The sequence below is a fragment of the Falsihalocynthiibacter sp. S25ZX9 genome (assembly GCF_041205405.1).
Taxonomy (GTDB): Bacteria; Pseudomonadota; Alphaproteobacteria; order Rhodobacterales; family Rhodobacteraceae; genus Falsihalocynthiibacter; species Falsihalocynthiibacter arcticus.
The window spans coordinates 1-19,600 of the sequence record NZ_JBGFCD010000005.1 but is presented as its reverse complement, the minus strand read 5'-3'; the positions used below and the strand labels follow the sequence as shown (position 1 = coordinate 19,600).

19 protein-coding genes are annotated in these 19,600 nt (G+C 56.7%); 15 read left to right on the top strand and 4 right to left on the bottom strand.

All coding sequences use genetic code 11. The features are described from left to right. Positions 1-64: 64 nt before the first annotated feature. On the bottom strand, positions 65-658 hold the full coding sequence (locus tag AB9F29_RS07185) for a VOC family protein (RefSeq protein ID WP_369755110.1): 594 nt from the start codon (positions 656-658) through the stop codon (positions 65-67). A 250-nt stretch (positions 659-908) separates the two neighbouring features. Here AB9F29_RS07185 and AB9F29_RS07180 point away from each other — a divergent pair, with 250 nt between their 5' ends. Beyond that, positions 909-1,286, top strand: a complete 378-nt coding sequence (locus AB9F29_RS07180; RefSeq protein WP_369755109.1) for a nuclear transport factor 2 family protein — start codon at positions 909-911, stop codon at positions 1,284-1,286. A gap of 69 nt (positions 1,287-1,355) precedes the next feature. Here the strand turns inward: AB9F29_RS07180 and AB9F29_RS07175 are convergent, their stop codons facing one another. Beyond that, a complete protein-coding gene (locus tag AB9F29_RS07175; protein WP_369755108.1) occupies positions 1,356-1,487 on the bottom strand; it encodes a hypothetical protein in 132 nt (43 codons plus the stop codon). An 81-nt stretch (positions 1,488-1,568) separates the two neighbouring features. On the opposite strand from AB9F29_RS07175, the gene AB9F29_RS07170 reads away from it, so the two are divergent. The 10 genes from AB9F29_RS07170 (at position 1,569) to AB9F29_RS07125 (ending at position 12,618) form a co-directional block, all read left to right on the top strand. After that, positions 1,569-2,585, top strand: a complete 1,017-nt coding sequence (locus tag AB9F29_RS07170) for a TRAP transporter substrate-binding protein (protein WP_369755107.1) — start codon at positions 1,569-1,571, stop codon at positions 2,583-2,585. Positions 2,586-2,645: 60 nt separating this feature from the next. Further along, positions 2,646-3,158: a TRAP transporter small permease gene (locus tag AB9F29_RS07165; RefSeq protein WP_369755106.1), complete on the top strand. Its 513-nt coding sequence runs from the start codon at positions 2,646-2,648 to the stop codon at positions 3,156-3,158. Continuing rightward, positions 3,155-4,432 carry a TRAP transporter large permease gene (locus AB9F29_RS07160; protein ID WP_369755105.1) on the top strand — a complete coding sequence of 426 codons (1,278 nt, stop codon included), beginning with the start codon at positions 3,155-3,157 and terminating at the stop codon, positions 4,430-4,432. Before AB9F29_RS07165 ends, AB9F29_RS07160 begins: the two co-directional genes overlap by 4 nt. Positions 4,433-4,443: 11 nt before the next feature. Next, positions 4,444-5,199 (top strand): SDR family NAD(P)-dependent oxidoreductase, encoded by a 756-nt coding sequence (locus AB9F29_RS07155; protein WP_369755104.1) that lies wholly within the window; start codon positions 4,444-4,446, stop codon positions 5,197-5,199. 70 nt (positions 5,200-5,269) lie between these two features. After that, the gene (locus AB9F29_RS07150; RefSeq protein WP_335583500.1) at positions 5,270-6,139 is read left to right on the top strand and encodes a fumarylacetoacetate hydrolase family protein; all 870 of its coding nucleotides are present in this window, start codon (positions 5,270-5,272) and stop codon (positions 6,137-6,139) included. 22 nt (positions 6,140-6,161) lie between these two features. Further along, positions 6,162-7,034, top strand: coding sequence for an alpha/beta hydrolase (locus AB9F29_RS07145; RefSeq protein ID WP_369755102.1), 873 nt, complete (start codon positions 6,162-6,164; stop codon positions 7,032-7,034). A 129-nt stretch (positions 7,035-7,163) separates the two neighbouring features. Then, positions 7,164-8,114, top strand: coding sequence for a TAXI family TRAP transporter solute-binding subunit (locus AB9F29_RS07140; RefSeq protein WP_369755101.1), 951 nt, complete (start codon positions 7,164-7,166; stop codon positions 8,112-8,114). A gap of 63 nt (positions 8,115-8,177) precedes the next feature. After that, positions 8,178-10,115, top strand: a complete 1,938-nt coding sequence (locus tag AB9F29_RS07135; protein ID WP_369755100.1) for a TRAP transporter permease — start codon at positions 8,178-8,180, stop codon at positions 10,113-10,115. Next, a complete protein-coding gene (locus AB9F29_RS07130; RefSeq protein ID WP_369755099.1) occupies positions 10,112-11,107 on the top strand; it encodes an amidohydrolase family protein in 996 nt (331 codons plus the stop codon). Before AB9F29_RS07135 ends, AB9F29_RS07130 begins: the two co-directional genes overlap by 4 nt. A 47-nt stretch (positions 11,108-11,154) precedes the next feature. After that, positions 11,155-12,618, top strand: a complete 1,464-nt coding sequence (locus AB9F29_RS07125; RefSeq protein WP_369755098.1) for an amidohydrolase family protein — start codon at positions 11,155-11,157, stop codon at positions 12,616-12,618. 55 nt (positions 12,619-12,673) lie between these two features. On the opposite strand, the gene AB9F29_RS07120 is transcribed toward AB9F29_RS07125, so the two are convergent. Continuing rightward, complete coding sequence (locus tag AB9F29_RS07120) at positions 12,674-13,231, bottom strand: NADPH-dependent FMN reductase (RefSeq protein WP_369755097.1); 558 nt, start codon at positions 13,229-13,231, stop codon at positions 12,674-12,676. Positions 13,232-13,515: 284 nt separating this feature from the next. On the opposite strand from AB9F29_RS07120, the gene AB9F29_RS07115 reads away from it, so the two are divergent. After that, a complete protein-coding gene (locus AB9F29_RS07115) occupies positions 13,516-14,472 on the top strand; it encodes a glutathione S-transferase family protein (protein WP_369755096.1) in 957 nt (318 codons plus the stop codon). A gap of 14 nt (positions 14,473-14,486) precedes the next feature. Here AB9F29_RS07115 and AB9F29_RS07110 read toward each other — a convergent pair whose 3' ends face one another. Continuing rightward, positions 14,487-14,960, bottom strand: coding sequence for an Lrp/AsnC family transcriptional regulator (locus tag AB9F29_RS07110; protein ID WP_038999978.1), 474 nt, complete (start codon positions 14,958-14,960; stop codon positions 14,487-14,489). A 132-nt stretch (positions 14,961-15,092) separates the two neighbouring features. Here AB9F29_RS07110 and AB9F29_RS07105 point away from each other — a divergent pair, with 132 nt between their 5' ends. From AB9F29_RS07105 to AB9F29_RS07095, 3 genes are read left to right on the top strand one after another with little or no spacing between them, the layout of a single operon-like run. Further along, on the top strand, positions 15,093-17,483 hold the full coding sequence (locus AB9F29_RS07105) for a transketolase (protein WP_369755095.1): 2,391 nt from the start codon (positions 15,093-15,095) through the stop codon (positions 17,481-17,483). Further along, positions 17,480-18,154 (top strand): glutathione S-transferase family protein, encoded by a 675-nt coding sequence (locus AB9F29_RS07100; protein WP_335583491.1) that lies wholly within the window; start codon positions 17,480-17,482, stop codon positions 18,152-18,154. Before AB9F29_RS07105 ends, AB9F29_RS07100 begins: the two co-directional genes overlap by 4 nt. A gap of 18 nt (positions 18,155-18,172) precedes the next feature. Then, positions 18,173-19,573 (top strand): aldehyde dehydrogenase family protein, encoded by a 1,401-nt coding sequence (locus AB9F29_RS07095; RefSeq protein WP_369755094.1) that lies wholly within the window; start codon positions 18,173-18,175, stop codon positions 19,571-19,573. Positions 19,574-19,600: the final 27 nt, after the last annotated feature.

Below are 19,600 nucleotides of genomic sequence, written 5' to 3'. Positions count from 1 at the left end.
GCGCAAAGGGCCCTTGGCGTCAATTTTCGTGCGGCAGAGTTGCCTCTGCCGCGGCGTTTGGGGATCAGCTGGGCAAGCGGATGTCGCCGGGTGTGTCAGGTAGGAAATCACCAGCACGTGACATCTTCAGCAGATCGGATTGGGCAACCCCGTCCTTCAGAGCCTTGATCAGTTTGGGCGGATCAACTTCGACACCGATAGGCTCGCGTGCAAATTCGGGCGATGTCTGCATCCAATGCGCGGAGTGAATCCAGTTGCCAAAGTTGTCGCTTTGCAACTCAACGCTATTGCCGTCGGGATCGACATAATAGAACGACATGGTCAGCCCATGATCTAGGCTGATGTGCGGGAGAATGCCGACCTCGGCCAGACGTTCATAATTGTCGAGCAACCCTTGGAGCGTGCCAAATTCAAAGGCCGTGTGATGGATACCGTCATGGACGATCTTATCGGGATCGGCTTTGATCCCAGGGGTGGCGAGAAAGGCAATCCGGTGATTTGCCGTATCATTCGTCGTCCAGGCGGCACCTTCAAAAACGAAATTGGGTGCGCAGCCTACCACGGCTTCGTACCAGTCCATCATTTCCTGCATGCGTGTCGTTTTGAATGTTACGTGGTGCAGTATTGGTTTCTGCGCGATTGGTTTTGGTTTCTTCAATGGTTTCTCCTCCCAGTATAGACGAGCGCAATCCGTTAGGACGCAAACTCGATCGGTCAGTGAAACTCTGTCACGGCCTCTCCACATGGGGCAGATGGAAAACCACCTTTGCTGATACCAGAAAATTATCGCTCCCCTTGATTTCGCGTATTTTTGTTGATGATACCAGAAACCTATCGTCGAAAAGAAATGTGGATCGCGCCAAGGTCGCCAATGGTTTCTAAAACGATACAGAACCAAAGGGGGGATCATGCCAGCAGGACGTACAGCGGAACTAGAAGCCAGAGAAATGCTGCGGTGTGCCGCGCTTATGGCGGGTGATTATAACGGTCTCGCGAATTTATTGACGGATGATCTTGTTCATATTCACCTCACAGGGCAGGTGGATACAAAAGAAGGATATCTGAGCGGATTTCGCGATAAGTATAGGTTTCGCAATATCGAACGCGGCCCGCTTCGAATTCGGTTCTTTGGCAATACAGCCGTGATGACGGGGCGGCTCACCCAGATAATCGACGTGCGCGATACAGAGCAAGTGCTTGATGTAACAGCCATGACGACACAGGTCTGGAACCACGACGGAACGCGCTGGCAGCTCAATACCTGTCATAATGCGCCGTTGGCGTGAAATCCGTGCTATCACGGGCCCATACGCCAAAGTTTGGCGCGTTTTCTGCGACAGTAAACGTCGCCGTACTTACATGGAACATGCTGAATAGACGGGATAATATTCGATGCGCGGCCACGCCAATTCGTTGTTTTTCATAACTTGATACCGTTTTGGCATCACTTGACGCCCGATCATATCTTCGGTGGGGACAGACCCCATGGTACTGCTTAAAAGAGGGAGAACTGTGCGTCGATTTGTTGCCCAAACGGGGCGCAGGCGTACAGTATAAGGGAGGATAGAATGAGCATTAAAACTGTAACTGCCGTTGCATTGATCGCAGGGGCTACTGCTGCGATTGTACCACAGATCGCAAGCGCACAGGACCATGTCCTAAAAGTATCCGCGCCAATTCCGCCAACCGAGAGAGATCCGGTTTACGCGTGGATGGTCGCCTTTGAAAAAGGTGTCGAAGCAAGTTCGAACGGACAGATAGACGTGCAATTGTTCCCCGCCAACCAGCTCGGCCAGCTTCCAGCTGCGGTTGAGGGTGTTTCGATGGGCACGATTGAAGTTTCGTTTTCGATCATCGGCTTTTTCAACGCGCTCGACCCGCGCTTTCAGGTGCTAGATGCGGGCGGATTGTTCAACTCTCCCGAAAATGCAATGCGCGCCTACCAACAGCCAGAAACGCGCCAGATGCTGTCTGAATTCGGCGCGGCCGCCGGTGTGAAACCACTGGTGATCGTGATTGACGGGCAGGGGGTTGTTGTCTCAAAAGAGCCTCTCGAAACTGTTGCAGATTTTGAAGGCGTGAAGGTCCGCACGGGCGGGGCCGCTCCGCTCTTGGTCGATCCGCTCATCGCAATGGGCGCGGCACCAGTCGCCATGCCATTGGGGGAAGTTGTTCCCGGTTTGCAAACGGGCACCATCGACGCGGCCACCAATTCCATGGGTGTGGTCAACGCCTTTAAAATGGCCGATGTCGCCAAGAACGTCACCTATTTGCCAGGCAACTACACCACAGTTGGCGCGGTTGTTAACACGGGCTTCCTTGATGAAATTGGACCGGATTTGGCCAAAATCGTGATGGATGAAGCGATGAAAGCGGAATCTGTCATTTTTGATCACTTGGCAAATGCTCCAGCGCAAGAAGCCGCTTGGGAAGCTGCTGGAGGGCAAGTCATTCGGATGAACGACGCGGAGCAAGAACTCTTTCTTTCGATTTCCAATCCAATCGTGGAAGGTCTTGTCGCACAGAACCCGCAAATGCAGGCGGATTTTGAGGTCCTGAAAGAAGCAGCCGCTGCTTCGCAGTAATCCGCATAAAGGTACCGGGGAGCAGAATTGCCCCCGGTCGTATTTCTCAAGGGGAAGACTATGCATTTTCTCGACAAGGTCGCTAACGGCCTGCTGCAACTGCTGGGGATCATGCTCATTGCGATGGTTTGTCTGAGCGTTTACAATGTGATCAGCCGATATGTGTTCAACAGCGCGTTGCTCTGGGCCGACGAAATTGCCGTGTTTGCGATGATCGCCCTTGGTTGGCTTGGCGCGGTTGTTTGTGGTTGGCGCAATTCCGAAATCCGCATGGATATCCTGAGCAACTTAATGCCGCAATCCGCACAGAGGATCCTTCAGATATTCCAGCAGGCGGTTATTGCGGTTTTGTGTGGTTGGGTGGCGCTTCAATCCGTGCCCTATATCACGCGGACCCACGCCATCGGCATGCGCAGCGACGCCTCGGGTTTTCCGGTCTGGCTTATCCATATCGTGATCCCCGTAAGTCTTGTGTTGATCGCGTTGATCGCGGCGCTCCGCTGTTTGCGTCTGATCGCGGGTAAGGACGTGGTTTTCGCGCCTGTGACACCAACGAAAAGGACCGTCGGATGATTTTCGCTCTGGGCCTCGTGCCCGTCGTCTTGTTGCTTTTTGGCTTTCCCATCTTCATCGTTTTGTTGGCGGGATCGGTGCTGGCGCTCACGGGCTACATGCAAATGCCGCTGACGGCCATTCAGCAAAATTTGATGGGATCCCTGAATTCTCCGGGCTTGTTGGCTGTTCCCTATTTCATCTTTGCGGGCGAATTGATGTCGCGCGGCACCGTGTCCAAACGGCTGGTAGATTTTGTGCGCTCTCTTGTGGGCAATCTGCCCGGATCGTTGGGCGTTACCACGGTTGGGACCGCCACTGTTTTTGGCGCGATCTCTGGTTCGAGTGCGGCTTCGGTCGTCGCCGTCGGCAAGGTCATGCATCCTGCGATGACCGCCGACAATTACCCCCAAAGGTTTTCGGCAGGGATGATCACCTCGGTCAGTGCCATTGGTATTATCATTCCGCCGTCCATCCCGATGATTATCTATGGCGCTGCCGCTGAAGCGTCGATCCCGCGTCTCTATGCGGCTGGCGTTGTGCCGGGGTTAATCCTCGCGGCGATGCTGTCGATCTTTATCATGTTGCGCGCCCGTGCGGGTGGTTTTGGTACCACTGAGGCGCCCTCGCTTAAGCGAATTCTCTATACGATGGGCCGCGCGTCTTGGGCGCTGGGCGCACCGGTGATCGTTTTGGGCGGCATCTATGGCGGGGTCTTTTCCCCGACCGAAGCCGCCGCTGTGGCCTGTGCTTATGCGCTGATCGTTACGCGGTTCATCTATCGTGAACTCAGTTGGTCCGAGATCTTGGATGCGGCGACCTCGACTGTTTTCTTCACCGCACAAGTGTTGGTCATCATCGCCGCTGCGGGGCTTTTCTCGTGGATACTTACGGTAAATCAGGTGCCGCAAACGCTGGTGACTTGGATTGCCGAGATGGAGATTTCGCCTTGGCAGTTCCTGCTGGCGGTCAACATTCTGTTGCTGGTTGTGGGTTGTTTCATGGACCCTCTGTCGGCGATCCTATTGCTGACACCGCTGCTCATTCCGATCGTTGACTCGCTGGGGATCGACAAGGTTCACTTTGGGATCGTCATGACGCTGAACCTCGCTATTGGCCTGTTCACGCCGCCCTTTGGCATCAATATCTTTGTCGCTCAATCCGCGTTGAAAATGCAGACCCTTGATATCTATCGTGGTGTGCTGCCCTTCTTTGCGGTCTTCCTTGCGGCTCTTTTGCTCATCACTTTCGTCCCTGCGATTTCGCTTTGGGGCATGGAACTGTTCCTGTTCTGAAAGGACGAAACATGTCGCGACTGTCTGATCGCACGATAATTATTACTGGTGCTGCGCAGGGAATTGGCGCGGTCTATGCCAAGGCCATCGCCGCACAAGGCGCGCGTGTGGCGCTATGTGATGTGGCCGCACCCGACGCTTGTGTTGCCGAAATCCGTGCGGCGGGGCATGAAGCGATGGGCGCCATTTGCGACATTACCGATGCAGCGGCAGTGGCGGATTTCGTCGCCGAAGTGACCGCGCAGTTTGGTGAGGTCACGGGTTTGGTCAATAACGCGGCGATGTTTGCGTCGCTGCGGCCCAAACCGTTTGAGCAAATCACCTCCGAGGAGTTTGACCGCGTGCTTCAGGTCAACGTGCGCGGCACGTTTGAATGTATCCGTGCAGTGATGCCGGGGATGCGGGCGGCGGGCTATGGCAAGATCGTCAACATCGCCTCAGGGACGCTTTTCAAAGGCACACCGGGATTGCTGCATTACACCGCCTCCAAAGGGGCCGTGGTCGCGCTGACCCGCGTGGTCGCGCGCGAAGCTGGGGCAGCGGGTATTCGCGTTAATTGCCTGACCCCGGGTTTCACGTTGAGCGAGGGCATCATGGATGCCGCCGAAACCGAAGCGATCAACCAAATGACAGTGGCGTCGCGCTGCCTGCCGCGCGACCAGATGCCAGATGACTTGAACGGCGCGGTGATTTTTCTGCTGTCACAGGACAGCGATTTTATGACGGGTCAAACCATTGTCGTCGACGGTGGGTCGGTGATGAACTGACGCGCCTGCTAACCTCAAAAATACTGTGCCAAATGGCACGCTCACCACTTTCAACGAATTAGGAAACGATATGCCAATTGCAGTATTTACGAAGAATTCGCGGCCACGGCTCGGCAAAGTTTTTGGCGATGCCTTGATTGACCTTTCCGTCGCCGCCCCTGACCTGCCTGATAGCATCATCGCGTTTCTGAAAGCTGGTGCGCCCGCGCGCGCGGCCTATGACAAAGTGACCCGTGACTCAGGCGAACTCATCCCGCTTACCGACGTGACGCTGCAAGCCCCTGTGCCGCAACCCGAGAAATTCCTCGCCATTGGCATGAACTATGCCGATCACGGTGAGGAGGCAAAAAAGCTTGGTGTTGAGGTGCCGCCGTACCAGTTGTGGTTCAATAAACAGGTGAGCTGTATCAACGGGCCGTTTGATGATGTGGTGTCGCCGAAAGTGTCGGAAAAGCTTGATTACGAGGTGGAGCTTGCCGTGGTGATCGGCAAAACCTGTCGCTATGTTTCTGAGGAGGACGCAGCTTCGGTTGTTGGCGGCTACATGGTGTCCAACGACGTGTCGGCTCGTGATTGGCAATTGCGCACAGGCACCATGACGCTCGGAAAATCCTTTGATACGCACGGACCCATTGGCCCATGGTTGACCTTGCCGGACGAAATCGGTGATCCGCATGACTTGCGCCTGCGCACGTTCATTAACGGCGAGGTGCGCCAAGACGGCAATACCCGCGACCTGATCTACAGCATCTGGCAGCAGATTTCCTATCTGTCGCAAGTCATGACCCTAAAACCGGGCGACATTCTGGCAACAGGCACACCCAGTGGTGTTGGCGTGGCGATGAATCCGCCGCAATTTCTGCGCGTGGGGGACGTGATGCGGGTGGAGGTTGAGGGGCTTGGCCATCTGGAAAACCGCGTGATCAAAGATCGCGGATAACAAAATTAGGGAGGAGTACACAATGAACCAGAAGGCAAACACCACCAGTTTCAAAGAACAAATCGACACGCAGGTTTTGAGTGGCAAAGTGGCACGCGGCAGCGATACCAGTTTGCCGGTGATCCTCGCGATCCATGGCGGCACTTATAATTGCGACTATTTCGATATTCCGGGATACTCGTTGATCGACCGTGCCGTAGCACAGGGATTTGATATCGTGGCGCTCGACAGGCCAGGGTATCGCGAGTCAACAGCCTTGCCGGATACGCCTGATATGATTGATGCCAATGCCCAAGCGCTGAATGCGGCTTTGCCAGCGTTGATCGCCAAGCTTGGTTTGGCGGGGCGGCCGATTTTTGTGATCGGGCATTCCATTGGCGGGGCGATTGCTCTGACGCTGGCGTCGATCCGCGCGGGCTGGTCGTTGTCAGGGATTGCAGTGTCTGGAGTGGGGGCCGAAACGCCGCCCGAGGATGCGGATAATTACGCCAACCTACCGCAGCAATATTTTGTCGAATTGCCAACGCCAATGAAGGACGCGGTAATGTTTGGCCCCGAGGGCAGCTATGCGGCGGACATGCCCCAAGCCAGCCATATGGCCAATACGGCCGTGCCCCGCGCGGAATTGATCGACATCACGGGCGAGTGGCAAAATCGGGTCGCGGGCATTGCGGCGCGTATCGACGTGCCTGTGCATTACCGACAAGCCGCTCATGAGAAGCTTTGGTTGACATCAAAGGAACGCGTCGCGGCATTCGCGGACCTGTTCACAGCCAGTCCGCGCGTCGATGCTGCCCTCATTGAGAACGTCGGGCATTGCATTGATTTCCACAACGTGGGTGCCGCGTTCCAGAAAGCGCAGCTTGATTTTGCTGCAGGAACGCAAACGGCCTAACGAGGCTTTCGTCAAGAATACCACCGAAATAATCGGCGGTGCCTTTCGTCCCATGGGCGAGGGACCGAAACTTGCAACCCGGACGCTGCATAAGGCACGCCGGTAAGGACCATTAGGGAGGAGACCCAAATGAAAACGTTACTACTTACGACAGCCTTCACCTGTGCCGCCATCGGTGCGCAGGCGCAGGTGTTGACCATCTCGACCACCAATCCCGGCGGGCTAACCCATTCCATCGGCTCGGCCATTGCCAAGACCATTACGGACACCACAGATATCAACGCGGTTGTGGTTCCTGCGGGTGGATCACCAATGCCCGCCGTTGCAGGGGGCGAGGCCGATTGCGGAATCAACGTTGCGTTTGATGTGTCTTACTACACGAACGGCACCGCCTTCTACGAAAGCGAAGGCAAGCATGAAAATTTGCGCATGGTGGCGGCGGTTTTGCCGTCGCAGGTGACGCTTTATGTCCGCACAGACGCCGAAGCACATGACATCGCAGACCTAAAGGGCCAGCGGTATCCCGGCGGACTCAACGCGCAACTTGCGATTGGGGCTGTCTATGACACCTACCTGAAACTGGCAGGATTGAGCCGCGATGATGTTGAAAGCATCCCCGCGCAAAGCATCGTTCAGGCGGCAAATGACTTTGCTTCGGGTCGCAACGACACTTTCTTGTTCTCGGTCGGTTCGGCCAAAGTGTTGGAAGTTGACAGTTCGGTTGGTGGCCTGAAGGCGCTGCAAATCGACGCGTCGGATGCGAACAAGGCGATCCTTGCGGAAAACCTGCCTGGTGCCACGTTTGTTGCCCTGCAACCTGGTGCGGCGCCCCAGATCGTCGAGGAAACCAACGTCATCGCCTATGATTTGGTGCTGTTCTGTGCGGAGTCCGTGCCGGATGAAACCGTCGCTGCTCTGACCCAAGTTGTGCATGACAACAAGTCTGCGCTGGCGGAAAGCTTCAAGGCGATGAGCCGCTTTGAACCGGCCAACATGGCGCCAGAAGTCCCCGGTGTCGACTATCATCCCGGTGCCGTGAGCTATTACGAAACAGCGGATCTCTGGCCACCAAAAGGCTAAGCCAAACAGGGTGGCCGCAACCGCTCGTGGCCACCCAGACCAATTTTGCAGAAAGTAGATGCGATGTCTGACCAGAACGAAATACAATCGGGAGCCGGCCTTTCCAATCGTTGGCTTGTTGGTCTGCTGGCGGCTTTGTTGCCGTTGGGCACTGTGGCTTGGGCGTTGGACCTGCCGCGTCGGGCGGGGCTTTTGGTGTATCCCGAAACCTTTGGCGGAGTCATGTTGGCGGTCGCAATTGCGCTGGTTTATCTGGCGGTGCCTGCAGGCGAAGGACGGCGACGCAGCCACGCGCCTTGGTACGATGTGATCCTTGCCGCCATCGGGTTCGTCGTCTGTATTTTTCTTGCCATTCAGTTCCCGCAGCTTTCGATTGCTTCGGTCAAAACGCCCCTAGGGCTGCTCACAGCGGCGCTGGTGATCCCGCTCTTGCTCGAAGGGGCGCGCCGGACGGCAGGCTTGCCCATTGTGCTGGTTGCTGTCGGGTTTCTGGCACTGGGCTTGATGGCGCATTTGCTGCCCAGCCCGCTGACGGGGCGCAATGTGTCCGTGCAAAGCCTCGGCTGGTATCTCGCGTGGAACAACAGCGCGATCCTCGGCACACCGACCATGGTTGTGGTGACGGTTGTGGTGGCCTTTGTGTTTTTCGGGCAGGCCTTGTTCATGTCTGGTGGCGCTGGGTTTTTCACCGATATTTCCTTGGCACTGATGGGGCGCTACCGTGGCGGTCAGGCAAAAATTGCCATCATCGCCTCGGCGTTATTTGGCACAATCTCGGGCAGTACCGTGGCCAATATCGTTTCTACGGGCGTGGTCACAATCCCGATGATGAAGCGCGCAGGCTATCGCGCGCATGTGGCGGGGGCGGTGGAATCCGTGGCCTCGACGGGCGGACAGTTGATGCCACCCGTGATGGGCGTCGCCGCCTTTTTGATCGCTGAATTCCTCCAAATGCCCTATGGCGCGATTGCCTTGGCGGCGCTGATCCCCTCGGTTATTTATTTCGCAGCCCTCTTTATCCAAGTTGATCTGGAGGCCGCGCGCCACGGCATTACCCGCGTGGCGGAGTCCGATATTCCCCGTGCCCGTGCTGTGCTCAAGGCGGGGTGGTACATTCCCATTCCGTTCGCAATCCTGATCACCTGCATCTTCTGGCTCAATGTGCCGCTGGATCTGGCCGCGCTTTATGCCACGGTCGCCGTCATCGTGAGCGGTGTTTTGTTTGGCTATAACGGCCAGCGGATCGACCTGCGCAAACTGTGGGATATCCTGACCAAAACCGGCATCGGCCTATTGGATATCCTGATGATCGCCCCGCTCGCAGGGATCGTGATCGGCGTTTTGAATATCTCGGGGTTGAGCTTCACATTGGCGCTGAGTTTGGTGGCAATGGCAGGGGGCAGCGTACTCGCATTGCTGTTCCTGACCGGAGCGGTCAGCATCGTTTTGGGCATGGGGATGCCCACGGTGGGCGTCTATATCTTGCTGGCCACGCTGGTTGCGCCTGCACTCATGCAGGTGGGAATTGATCCGCTCGCGGCGCATCTGTTCATTTTCTATTATGGCATGTTGTCGATGATCACGCCGCCTGTGGCGATTGGGGCCTTTGCTGCGGCCTCCATCAGTGGAGCCAACCCAATGCGCACGGGGTTTACCTCCATGCGGTTTGGCTGGGCGGCCTTCGTCATTCCGTTCCTTTTTGTCTATTCTCCCAGCCTCCTGATGCAGGGCGGCTTGGTTGAAACCGTGCTGGATGTGGCCACAGCACTTGCGGCCGTCTGGCTGATCGCGGCGGGTTTCACGGGCTTCAGCTTGCGCCTGATTTCGCGCCCACAACGCTTTGTTTACGGGCTGGCGGGGCTTTGTCTGCTCCTGCCTGTCGGGATGTTGGACTGGAGCCATATTGCCAACCTCGTGGGCGTCATCGCGGGCGTTGGCCTGCTGGCGTTTGACCTTATTCGGCGCAAAAATACGCCCATAGTACAAGAGAGCCTCTCATGATTATCGACATTTACACCCACATTTTTCCACAACCTTATTTCGACGCTTTGATCCGTGAAACGGCGGGTCTGGGCAGTCTTGGCGAGCGTATGAAAGGGGTGCCGTCGGTTATCGATTTGGATGTGCGATTCCGCCAAATGGATAAGGTCGGAGCCTACCGGCAAGTGATCAGCCTACCTGCACCCACGCTTGAGGAGGTCGCCGAACCCGCCCTTGCACAGCGCCTCGCACGGCTGGCAAATGACGGCTTGGCCGATTTGGTGGCGCGCCATAACGACCGCTTTCCCGCCTTCGTCGCCAGTGTGGCGCTCAATGATATCGACGGGGCGGTCGCCGAGGCACAGCGCGCGGTTACCGAATTGGGCGCCAAAGGCATCCAGATTCACACTAATATGTGCGGTCGCCCGCTGGACGATCCTGAGTTTTTGCCGATCTTTGATGTTGCTGCGGAATTGGGGGTGCCGATCTGGCTGCATCCGACCCGCAGCGCCGCGATGAGTGATTATGCCGCCGAAAAGAAATCACGTTTCGAGATGTGGTGGTGCTTTGGCTGGCCCTATGAAACCTCCATCGCGATGGCGCGGTTGGTGTTTTCGGGCCTGTTTGATCGTCATCCTGATCTGCGCATCATCACTCACCATCTGGGCGGGATGATCCCCTATTTCGACGGGCGGATTGGTTATGGGATGGAAATGCTGGGCAGTCGTACGCCTGATGAGGATTACAGCCAAGTCCTGTCCGCGCTAAAGCGTCCGCATTTGGAGTACTTCCGCGAGTTCTATGGTGACACGGCCTTGATGGGCGGCACCTCGGGGCTCCATGCTGGGCTCAAATTTTTTGGGGCGGATCAAGTGGTTTTTGCCACCGACACCCCCTTTGCCCCCATCAAAGCCACCTTTGACGCAATCGACGCGCTTGATCTCTCGGATGCAAATCGCCGCAAGATATTCAGCGGCAATGCCGGACGCCTTCTTGGCCTTGATTTTTCGTGATTTAGCAAACGGTTATTTGCAATAGAACTTTACCACAGGAGACAATAATGAATTCTTCAATGACACCAAAATGGGCGCGGATATTTTCCCAGATTTGCCGCAGAACTGCAGGCGCTGGCGCTTTATCGGTCCTACCCGGCCTTGCCTGTGCCGCCGTTATCATCCAAAATGTCACGGTTGTAGATACCCTAACTGGTGACGAGACGCCCAATATGTCCATCGTCATCGAAGGCAACCTGATCGCAGCCGTAAGCCCCTCCGACAAAACCACAGGAGCAGCCTCCGATGTCATTATCGACGGTAGCGGGCTGTTTGCAGTGCCCGGATATAACGACATGCACAGCCATGCCCTGACCTCTGGCGACAGTGCGACCAACCTGCGCGTGATGCTGGCCAACGGCGTTACGGGCTATCGGCAAATGAGCAGTGCCGCTGAACTTCTGGCAGGTTTCGGCGACAAGCGCGGCGTGGCTGAAGGGCCTGATTTGCTGGCGTTGTCGGGCGCGATCCTTACGGGGGGCAACGTGCGCACGCCCGAACAGGCGGTAGAAGAGATCGCGGCTCAGAAAGCGGCCGGCGCGGATTTCATCAAAATCCTTGTCGAAAATCCACAGGTTTTTGTGGCCGCATTGGATGCCGCAGAGGCGCTAGAGATTCCCATCGCGGGGCATTTTCCACCTAGTGTTTCAGCCGAGACTGCGGCCGCGCATGGCATGGACACAATGGAGCATCTTGGCCCGCGCGAGTCGCTTTTGTTGAGCGCCTCGAGTCAAGAAGACGAATTGCGTACCCTGATCGCCAATGCGCCTCCGCCCCCACCACCATCCGCGCCCCCCACACCGGCGTTTTATGAACGGCTGATCGCCAACCCGATCCCCTCGACTTCTCCACAACAATTCGCGAGCATGTTCGCGATGGCCGATAGCTATGACACCGACAAGGCCGCGACGCTCGCCCGTATGTTGAAGGAGCACAACGTCTGGCAAGTGCCGACCCTGATCCGATTGCGCACGATGAACCATGGCGACGACCCCCACTATAGCGAAGATCCAAACCTTGTTTTTGTCACCGACGAGCAGCGCGCGTTGTGGCAAAGTATCGCTGCGGGTTTTGCTGCCAGCCTGCCTGAAGGGGCGAAGGTTGAGTTGGACCGTATGTATGATGCCCAGATGAAACTGACGCTTCAGATGGCGCAAGAGGGTGTGCCAATGTTGGCGGGCTCGGATTACGGCGGTCAATGGCTGGTGCCGGGTTTTAGCCTGCATCAGGAATTCGCCGAGCTGGCCAAGGCGGGATTGACACCGCTGCAAATCCTGCAAATGACCACGTTGAATGCTGGACAGTTTCTAGACCGTGATATGGGCCAAATCGCGGCGGGAATGGCGGCGGATCTCGTCTTGCTCAGCGCGGACCCACTGGCCGATGTGGCGAACCTGAACCAGATCGAAGGTGTCGTGGAGTCAGGAACCTATCTTGATCGCGCCGCACTTGACGCGCTGCTGGTCCACTAAAAAAAGCGCGCCATCCGAGGGGTCGGTTGGCGCGCGATCTATTAAAAGGGGCCTTTTAGATCGCAGTCATTTTACCCACTAGTTTTTCCATCCGCGCCCCGAAATCGGCGATAAACCCGCTGAGCGTTTCGTCGTCCATCTGGCCATCATCTCCGATCATGGTGGGCGATTTGAAGGTGATGTAGACCTCCCCCGGCATGACAATCGCGCCCTGAATGGCGAGGATTTGGCGTAGGTGTTGTTGTCCGACGGCGGTGCCGATCCCACCGGGAGACGCGCCCGTCATTGCGATCACTTTGTCGCGCCAGATGTTTTCTGCGGGTGGTTTTGACCCCCAATCAACGGCGTTTTTCAAAACACCGGGGATCGAGCGGTTGTATTCTGGCGTAACGATGCAAACCCCGTCGCACTCACGGATGGCCTTGGTAAAAGCATTCACCTCTGCTGGTCTTTTGCCTTCCAGATCGCCGTTGTACCATGGCATTTCCTCCATGCTCACAGGGATGAAATGCAAATTGGCTGGGGCCGATAACTTGATAGCGCGGGCCAGTTTCTGGTTGATAGAACCAGTGCGCGTACTGCCCACTAGCAGGGCGATAGTATAATCTGTCATGGTAATCCTTTGTCAAAGAGGTGCCCAAGTTTGCCAAATGCGATGAAGCGTCCCTTGATCACCAACTTTCGATTATGACCGGAGCAAACGTTTCTCGCAAGCAGGGGGCGTGCCCGCTGTCGTGACGCAATCCGATCCTCAAAGTATGCTAGTTTGCGGATCGACGTGGGTCAATTAGATAATACATTATTTTACAATTAATCTATTGTTATTGAGGCTGACCCTGCTATTGTTTTGCCTATACCGCAGGATTGGCGGGAGGCGAAATAAAGGAAGGTAGGACTTTGACACACGATTCCACCCAACAAATTCTTTCCCAATTAACGACGCGATTTCCGGGCGTTCCTGTCGGCCCTGAAGCCATCCCGCGTTACCATTTTTTCCACGCGCCGAATTCAATATGCTCACAAAAAGTGCGCGCTGTTTTGGCGTATCATCAAGTTTCCCATAGTTCCCATCTGCTCGATATCTTCGCGGGCGAGACGTATGATCCTGCCTATGTTCGCGTGCGCATGCAGGGCTGTGCGCGCCTTGGGGTGCCATTGGCGGCCCAACATTTAGGGACGACTTCGGTCGAGGCAAGCGGCTGTGACGGGTGTGTGGTGCCTACATTGGTTGATGCGCAGGACAAAACTGTTTTCGTGGATTCCTTGCGCATTTGTCAAATGCTGGACGCCTCGGAGGGGGGCGGGGCCTTGGTTCCCGCTGCCTTGCGCGCTGCCATTATGGCCGAGCTCGCAGTGGTGGACGATCTGCCAAACTACCAAAATCTTGCCGTTCGGGTGGTGCCCGCATCGGCGCCCGGAAATGCGTTTGCAGCCAGCAAGGTTGCCCGCTGCGATACGCTTCTGGCGGAATTTGGCGACGATCCTGTATTGCGCGCGGCCTATGAGGCCAAGCGCGCAAAGGAGCAATTCGCAGCGGATATGCTGTTCGATGACGTCGCCCTTACCCGCGCGCGTCAGGCTGTTGTCGACGCCTTGGATGGGCTCGAAGATCGGCTTGCCGACAGCAATGGTCCTTGGTTGTTTGGCGCGACAATTACCATGGCCGATCTCTTTTGGGGCGCGGAGTTGATCCGTACTGAGGATGTCGGGCAGGGGCAATTATGGCAGCTTAATCGGTTGCCATATGTGGCGGCGTACTATGCGCGCCTTTGTGCGTTGCCAGCCCTGTGTTCGGCCATAGTCGACTTTCCCGGAGCCCGTTTGGCCCCGCCGAAATCCGCGGTTTCCGCATGAGTTTTGGCAGGGCTTCAGAGGTCCAGCGTGCGGGACAATCCGGCCTTTACGCGTCGCAACGGCACCGAACTTTCGATCGAGGCCACGCCGGACACTTTGGTAAACGAACCTGTCAAGAAACGCTCGAAATCCGCCGGACTGCGGGTGGCAATGCGCAAAAGGTAGTCGCGATTTCCGGTCATAAGCCAGCAATCAACCACCTCGGGAAAGCTGCGCACGGCGGCCTCAAAGCTGGCCAATGCATCGTCAACTTGTCGGGCCAGTTTGACCGAGACAAAGACCGAAAATTCATACCCCAAGGCCGCTTCATCAATCAGGGCTGCATAGCCGGTAATGATCCGGTCTTCTTCCAAAATACGCAACCGGCGGGCCACCGGAGAGGGGCTGAGGTTGACCTGTTCGGCAAGGTCGTTGATCGACGCGCGCCCGTTGGTTTGCAACGCGCGCAGGATGCCAATGTCGTAGGAATCCAGTTTGGCGATTGTCATGGCGATTCTCCAGTTGTTTGATGAATATCACCACAAATCGAGAAGATTGGCGACGGATATAGTGAAAAAATCCGTAAGTTTAGTTGTAATGTCGCGCAAGTTGCTCCGAAACACACTCTCTGAGGTCCTCCCATGAAACCTACTGACGCCGCTCATTTAAAAACCCTGGAAGACCGCCTGTTGTGGCTGTCTCACTGGATGATCCACCATGCCAACCACATCCGTCCAAAAGAGGACGGGATCAAGGTAGGTGGGCATCAGGCCAGTTCGGCGTCGATGGTGTCAATCATGACCGCGCTTTACTTTTCGGCGCTCAAACCCGCGGATCGTGTGGCAGTTAAGCCCCATGCCTCGCCTATCTTTCATGCCATGCAATATCTGATGGGCAATCAGACCCTCGACAAGATGCAGAACTTTCGCGGTTTCGGCGGGGTGCAATCCTACCCCAGCCGCACCAAAGATGTGGATGACGTGGATTATTCGACGGGCTCGGTTGGGCTGGGCGTGGCGATCACGGCTTTTGGGTCGATCGTTCAGGATTACATCTCGGCAAAAAGCTGGGGCAAGGGCCTGACGCTTGGGCGGCATGTGGCGCTTGTGGGCGATGCCGAACTTGACGAGGGAAATGTTTACGAGGCCTTGCAGGAGGGTTGGAAAAACGATCTGCGCAATTGTTGGTGGATCATTGATTACAACCGCCAGTCCCTTGATGGCGTGGTGCGCGAAGGGCTTTTTGAGCGGATCGAAAAAATATTCGAGGCGTTTGGCTGGAATGTGATCCGCGTGAAATACGGAGCGTTACAGCGCGCGGCCTTCCTTGAGGCGGGCGGCGAGGCGTTGCGCGCGTGGATCGATGCCTGTCCGAACCAGCAATATTCGGCCCTGACCTATCAGGGTGGCGCAGTGTGGCGCAAACGTTTGATGGACGATTTGGGCGACCAAGGGGCAGTGACGGCCTTGATCGAGAAACGTTCTGATGACGACCTCGCCGCATTGATGGAGAACCTCGGCGGCAATTGCGTTTCAACCATGGCGGATGTTTTTGCCAGCGTCACCGATGATCGCCCGACCTGTTTTCTGGCCTATACGATCAAAGGGTGGGGCACGCCGATTGCGGGCCACAAGGACAACCACGGCGGCTTGATGACCAAGAACCAGATGGCCGACTGGCAAAAGCGCATGGGCGTGCCTGATGGCGAAGAATGGGACAAGTTCGCCACCGTGGCGGATACCGCAGGGTTGCAAAACTTCCTCGACAAAACTCCGTTTTTCGCCAAGGGGCGTAGAAGGTATTCCGACGATGTTCTGCCTGTGCCTGCTATCGCCTTGTCATCGGATCGCGAGATTTCGACGCAAATGGCCTTTGGCAAAATCCTTGATGATCTGTCCAAAGGCGACAGTGATCTGGCCGAACGGATTGTCACCATGTCGCCCGATGTGACGGGCACCACAAACCTTGGCCCTTGGGTAAACCGCCGCAAACTATTTGCCCGCAAAGCGCAGGCCGATGCCTTTATCGAGCATCGCATTCCGTCCACGGCGAAATGGGAATTCACACCCGACGGCCAGCATATCGAACTTGGCATTGCCGAAATGAACCTGTTTCTGTTGCTCGGGGCGGCGGGCTTGTCCCATTCCTTGTTTGGCAAGCGTTTGATCCCGATTGGCACGCTTTATGATCCCTTTGTCGTGCGCGGACTCGATGCGTTGAATTACGCCTGTTATCAGGATGCACGTTTTATGGTTGTGGGCACGCCCTCCGGTGTGACGCTGGCCCCCGAAGGAGGCGCGCATCAATCCATCGGCACGCCGCTAATCGGCATGAGTCAGGACGGGCTGGCGGCGTTTGAACCCGCCTTTGCTGACGAGTTGGCTACGATCATGGAATGGGCTTTTGGCTATCTTCAGCGCGACGGAGCGGGTGATCCGGATGAGCGCACTTGGTTGCGGGATGAAACCGGTGGCTCGGTCTACTTGCGGCTCTCGACCAATCCGGTGGAGCAACCGGGCAAACGGCCCGATGAAGACTGGCGACAAGGCGCAATTGACGGCGCTTATTGGTTGCGCAAACCGGGGCCAAATTGCGAAGTGGTGATTGCCTATCAAGGGGCCATTGCACCCGAAGCAATCCGCGCCGCAGGGGCCATCGCCGAACACAGGCGCGATATCGGTGTTCTGGCGGTCACGTCCGCCGACCGTTTGAACGCAGGGTGGACAGCGGCACAACGGGCGCGCGCGCACGGCCAGTTTGAGGCGACGAGCCATGTGGAGCGGTTGATGCAAACCCTGCCGCGCCATTGCAAATTGGTAACCGTTATTGACGGCCACCCAGCAACCCTGTCGTGGCTTGGCTCCGTCCACGGGCACCAGACTATACCGCTCGGGGTGGAACACTTTGGCCAGACTGGAACCATCAATGACCTCTATCGCCACTTCGGCATCGACGCCGACAGTATCATCGGCAAAATCAACGGCTTAACGCCGGGCCGCAGCATGGCGGTCTCAAGGAATGAGCCTCAATGACCCAGACAATAATTTTCAGCTACCCCGGCGCGTGTTCGCGCGTCACAATGACGGCACTCGAAGAAATCGGCGCGCCCTATGAGGTGCGCTGGATCGACATCATGTCTCAGGCGCAATATGCGTCGGAATATCTGGCGAAAAACCGCAAGTCCAAGGTCCCCGCGCTGGTGGTCGAGGGCACAACCCTCACCGAAAATGCGGCGATCCTGAACTATTTGCATACAGCCCATCCGCAGGCAAAACTGTTGCCCCAGACGGGCAATGCGATTGAGGATACCCAAGGGCTCAGCGATCTGGTGTGGTGCGGCGGCATGTTGCATCCGATGGTGCGTCAAATACGGGCACCGCAAAAATGGACCAAAGGCAGCGAAGCCGAAACCGCAGGCATCCGAGCAGACGGGATGGAGAAATTGGCCAAGGAATGTGCCTATATCGAACAGCGGCTCGCACAGGCGCCGTGGTGGTATGGGGCCGATTGGTCGATTGTTGATACCTATCTTTATTGGGTGGTCTCGACGGCGGCTAAGTCGGGTTTTTCTACAGCGGATTATCCGGCCATCACCGCCCACTCGCAACAGGTCCGCGCGCGGCCTTCGTTTCAACGCATGTTGGCGCGTGAAGTCGCGGCACTCTCATCCGACGGCATTGCCCTTGACCCCACAAGCCTCTGACACAGAAGGAAAACTTGAATGTCGAATTCCAACAATTGGCGTAAAACGCATTTCATTAACGGCGCGTGGGCGCCAGCCGATGAGAGCACCTTTGATGACTATAACCCGTTTAACGGCGAAGTGATCGCGCGCATTGCTGCGGGGGGTCGTGCCGAAGCCGACGCAGCGGTTGCAGCGGCGCATGCGGCCTTTCCAGAATGGGCCGCCATGACACCAGGCGCGCGGCAGGCGCTGTTCTTAAAAGCGGCGGAAATCACCGAACGGCGTCACGATGATGCTGTGCATCTGATGGCGGTTGAGGCGGGGACGGCCCGCGCATTTGCGTCTTTTCAGGTACGGCTCTCGGCCAGTCTAATGCGACAGGCGGCCTCGTGGGGTTACCTTCCGTATGGCGATCTGCTCAAGAGTGACCTTCCGGGCCGCATGGCCATGGTCGCGCGCAAACCCTTGGGGGTTGTGGCGGGCTTTACCCCGTGGAATGGCGCGTTCTATCTGGGATGGCGCACGTTCCTTTTGCCCATGGCGTTTGGCAATACCGTGGTGATTAAGCCCTCCGAGGAAGCGCCTTTGTCGGCGGGCTTGCTACATGCCGAGATCCTCGAAGAAGCGGGCTTCCCCGCAGGGACGTTCAACGTTGTCACCCATGCACCGGGGCAGGCGGCGGCGGTTGCCGATGCTTTTTTCGAAAGTCGGGCGGTGCGGTGTATCAACTTCACAGGATCAGACAAAACCGCGCGTATTTTGGGCGAACAGGCAGGGCGATCCCTCAAACGCATGGTGCTGGAATTGGGCGGGTTCAACCCGATGATCGTGCTCGCGGATGCCGATCTAGACGAAGCCGCCAAGGCGGTAAACTTCGGCGCATTCTTCCATCAGGGGCAGGTGTGCATGAACACGCGCAAGGTTTACGTTGCGCGCGAAATTCACGATGAATTCCTTGAGCGCCTCACCGCACGGACGCAAACCTTGAAGTCAGGTGATCCGCTCACAGAAGGCGTGGTCGTCGGCCCACTGATCAACGACCGCGCCGTGGAACAGGCCCAAGGGCGCTTGCAAGACGCCCTCGACAAAGGGGCGCGGCTGGTGTTGGGCGGCACGGTCAAAGGCCGCATTTTTGAGCCGACGATCCTTGCTGACGTGCCAAAAGATGTGGTGGCGACGCAGGGCTGTGACGAAACCTTCGGCCCGTTGCTAATCATCGAAGCGTTTGACGATCCGGAACAGGCGCTGGTCGATGCGCAGGACACGCCTTACGGTCTTAGTGCTGCTATCATGACCGGAAACGCGGCCCGAGGTTTGGAAATGGCGCAACGGTTTGACACCGGTATGGACCTGTCACGGTTTGATGCCGCTCCTTTGATAGCATTTACTGCAACAAAGGAGACTGAGCATGGGACTGAAACGAACAGACGAATTTAGGGAAGATGCGGTGCGGATCGCACTGAC

Bases quoted from the DNA above. Each gene is read 5' to 3' on its own strand.
- AB9F29_RS07110 (WP_038999978.1), bottom strand. From the start codon at position 14,960: ATGACAATCGCCAAACTGGATTCCTACGACATTGGCATCCTGCGCGCG.
- AB9F29_RS07105 (WP_369755095.1), top strand. From the start codon at position 15,093: ATGAAACCTACTGACGCCGCTCATTTAAAAACCCTGGAAGACCGCCTG.
- AB9F29_RS07160 (WP_369755105.1), top strand. From the start codon at position 3,155: ATGATTTTCGCTCTGGGCCTCGTGCCCGTCGTCTTGTTGCTTTTTGGC.
- AB9F29_RS07145 (WP_369755102.1), top strand. From the start codon at position 6,162: ATGAACCAGAAGGCAAACACCACCAGTTTCAAAGAACAAATCGACACG.
- AB9F29_RS07130 (WP_369755099.1), top strand. From the start codon at position 10,112: ATGATTATCGACATTTACACCCACATTTTTCCACAACCTTATTTCGAC.
- AB9F29_RS07150 (WP_335583500.1), top strand. From the start codon at position 5,270: ATGCCAATTGCAGTATTTACGAAGAATTCGCGGCCACGGCTCGGCAAA.
- AB9F29_RS07125 (WP_369755098.1), top strand. From the start codon at position 11,155: ATGAATTCTTCAATGACACCAAAATGGGCGCGGATATTTTCCCAGATT.
- AB9F29_RS07175 (WP_369755108.1), bottom strand. From the start codon at position 1,487: ATGGGGTCTGTCCCCACCGAAGATATGATCGGGCGTCAAGTGATGCCA.
- AB9F29_RS07140 (WP_369755101.1), top strand. From the start codon at position 7,164: ATGAAAACGTTACTACTTACGACAGCCTTCACCTGTGCCGCCATCGGT.
- AB9F29_RS07165 (WP_369755106.1), top strand. From the start codon at position 2,646: ATGCATTTTCTCGACAAGGTCGCTAACGGCCTGCTGCAACTGCTGGGG.
- AB9F29_RS07120 (WP_369755097.1), bottom strand. From the start codon at position 13,231: ATGACAGATTATACTATCGCCCTGCTAGTGGGCAGTACGCGCACTGGT.
- AB9F29_RS07135 (WP_369755100.1), top strand. From the start codon at position 8,178: ATGTCTGACCAGAACGAAATACAATCGGGAGCCGGCCTTTCCAATCGT.
- AB9F29_RS07170 (WP_369755107.1), top strand. From the start codon at position 1,569: ATGAGCATTAAAACTGTAACTGCCGTTGCATTGATCGCAGGGGCTACT.
- AB9F29_RS07095 (WP_369755094.1), top strand. From the start codon at position 18,173: ATGTCGAATTCCAACAATTGGCGTAAAACGCATTTCATTAACGGCGCG.
- AB9F29_RS07100 (WP_335583491.1), top strand. From the start codon at position 17,480: ATGACCCAGACAATAATTTTCAGCTACCCCGGCGCGTGTTCGCGCGTC.
- AB9F29_RS07180 (WP_369755109.1), top strand. From the start codon at position 909: ATGCCAGCAGGACGTACAGCGGAACTAGAAGCCAGAGAAATGCTGCGG.
- AB9F29_RS07155 (WP_369755104.1), top strand. From the start codon at position 4,444: ATGTCGCGACTGTCTGATCGCACGATAATTATTACTGGTGCTGCGCAG.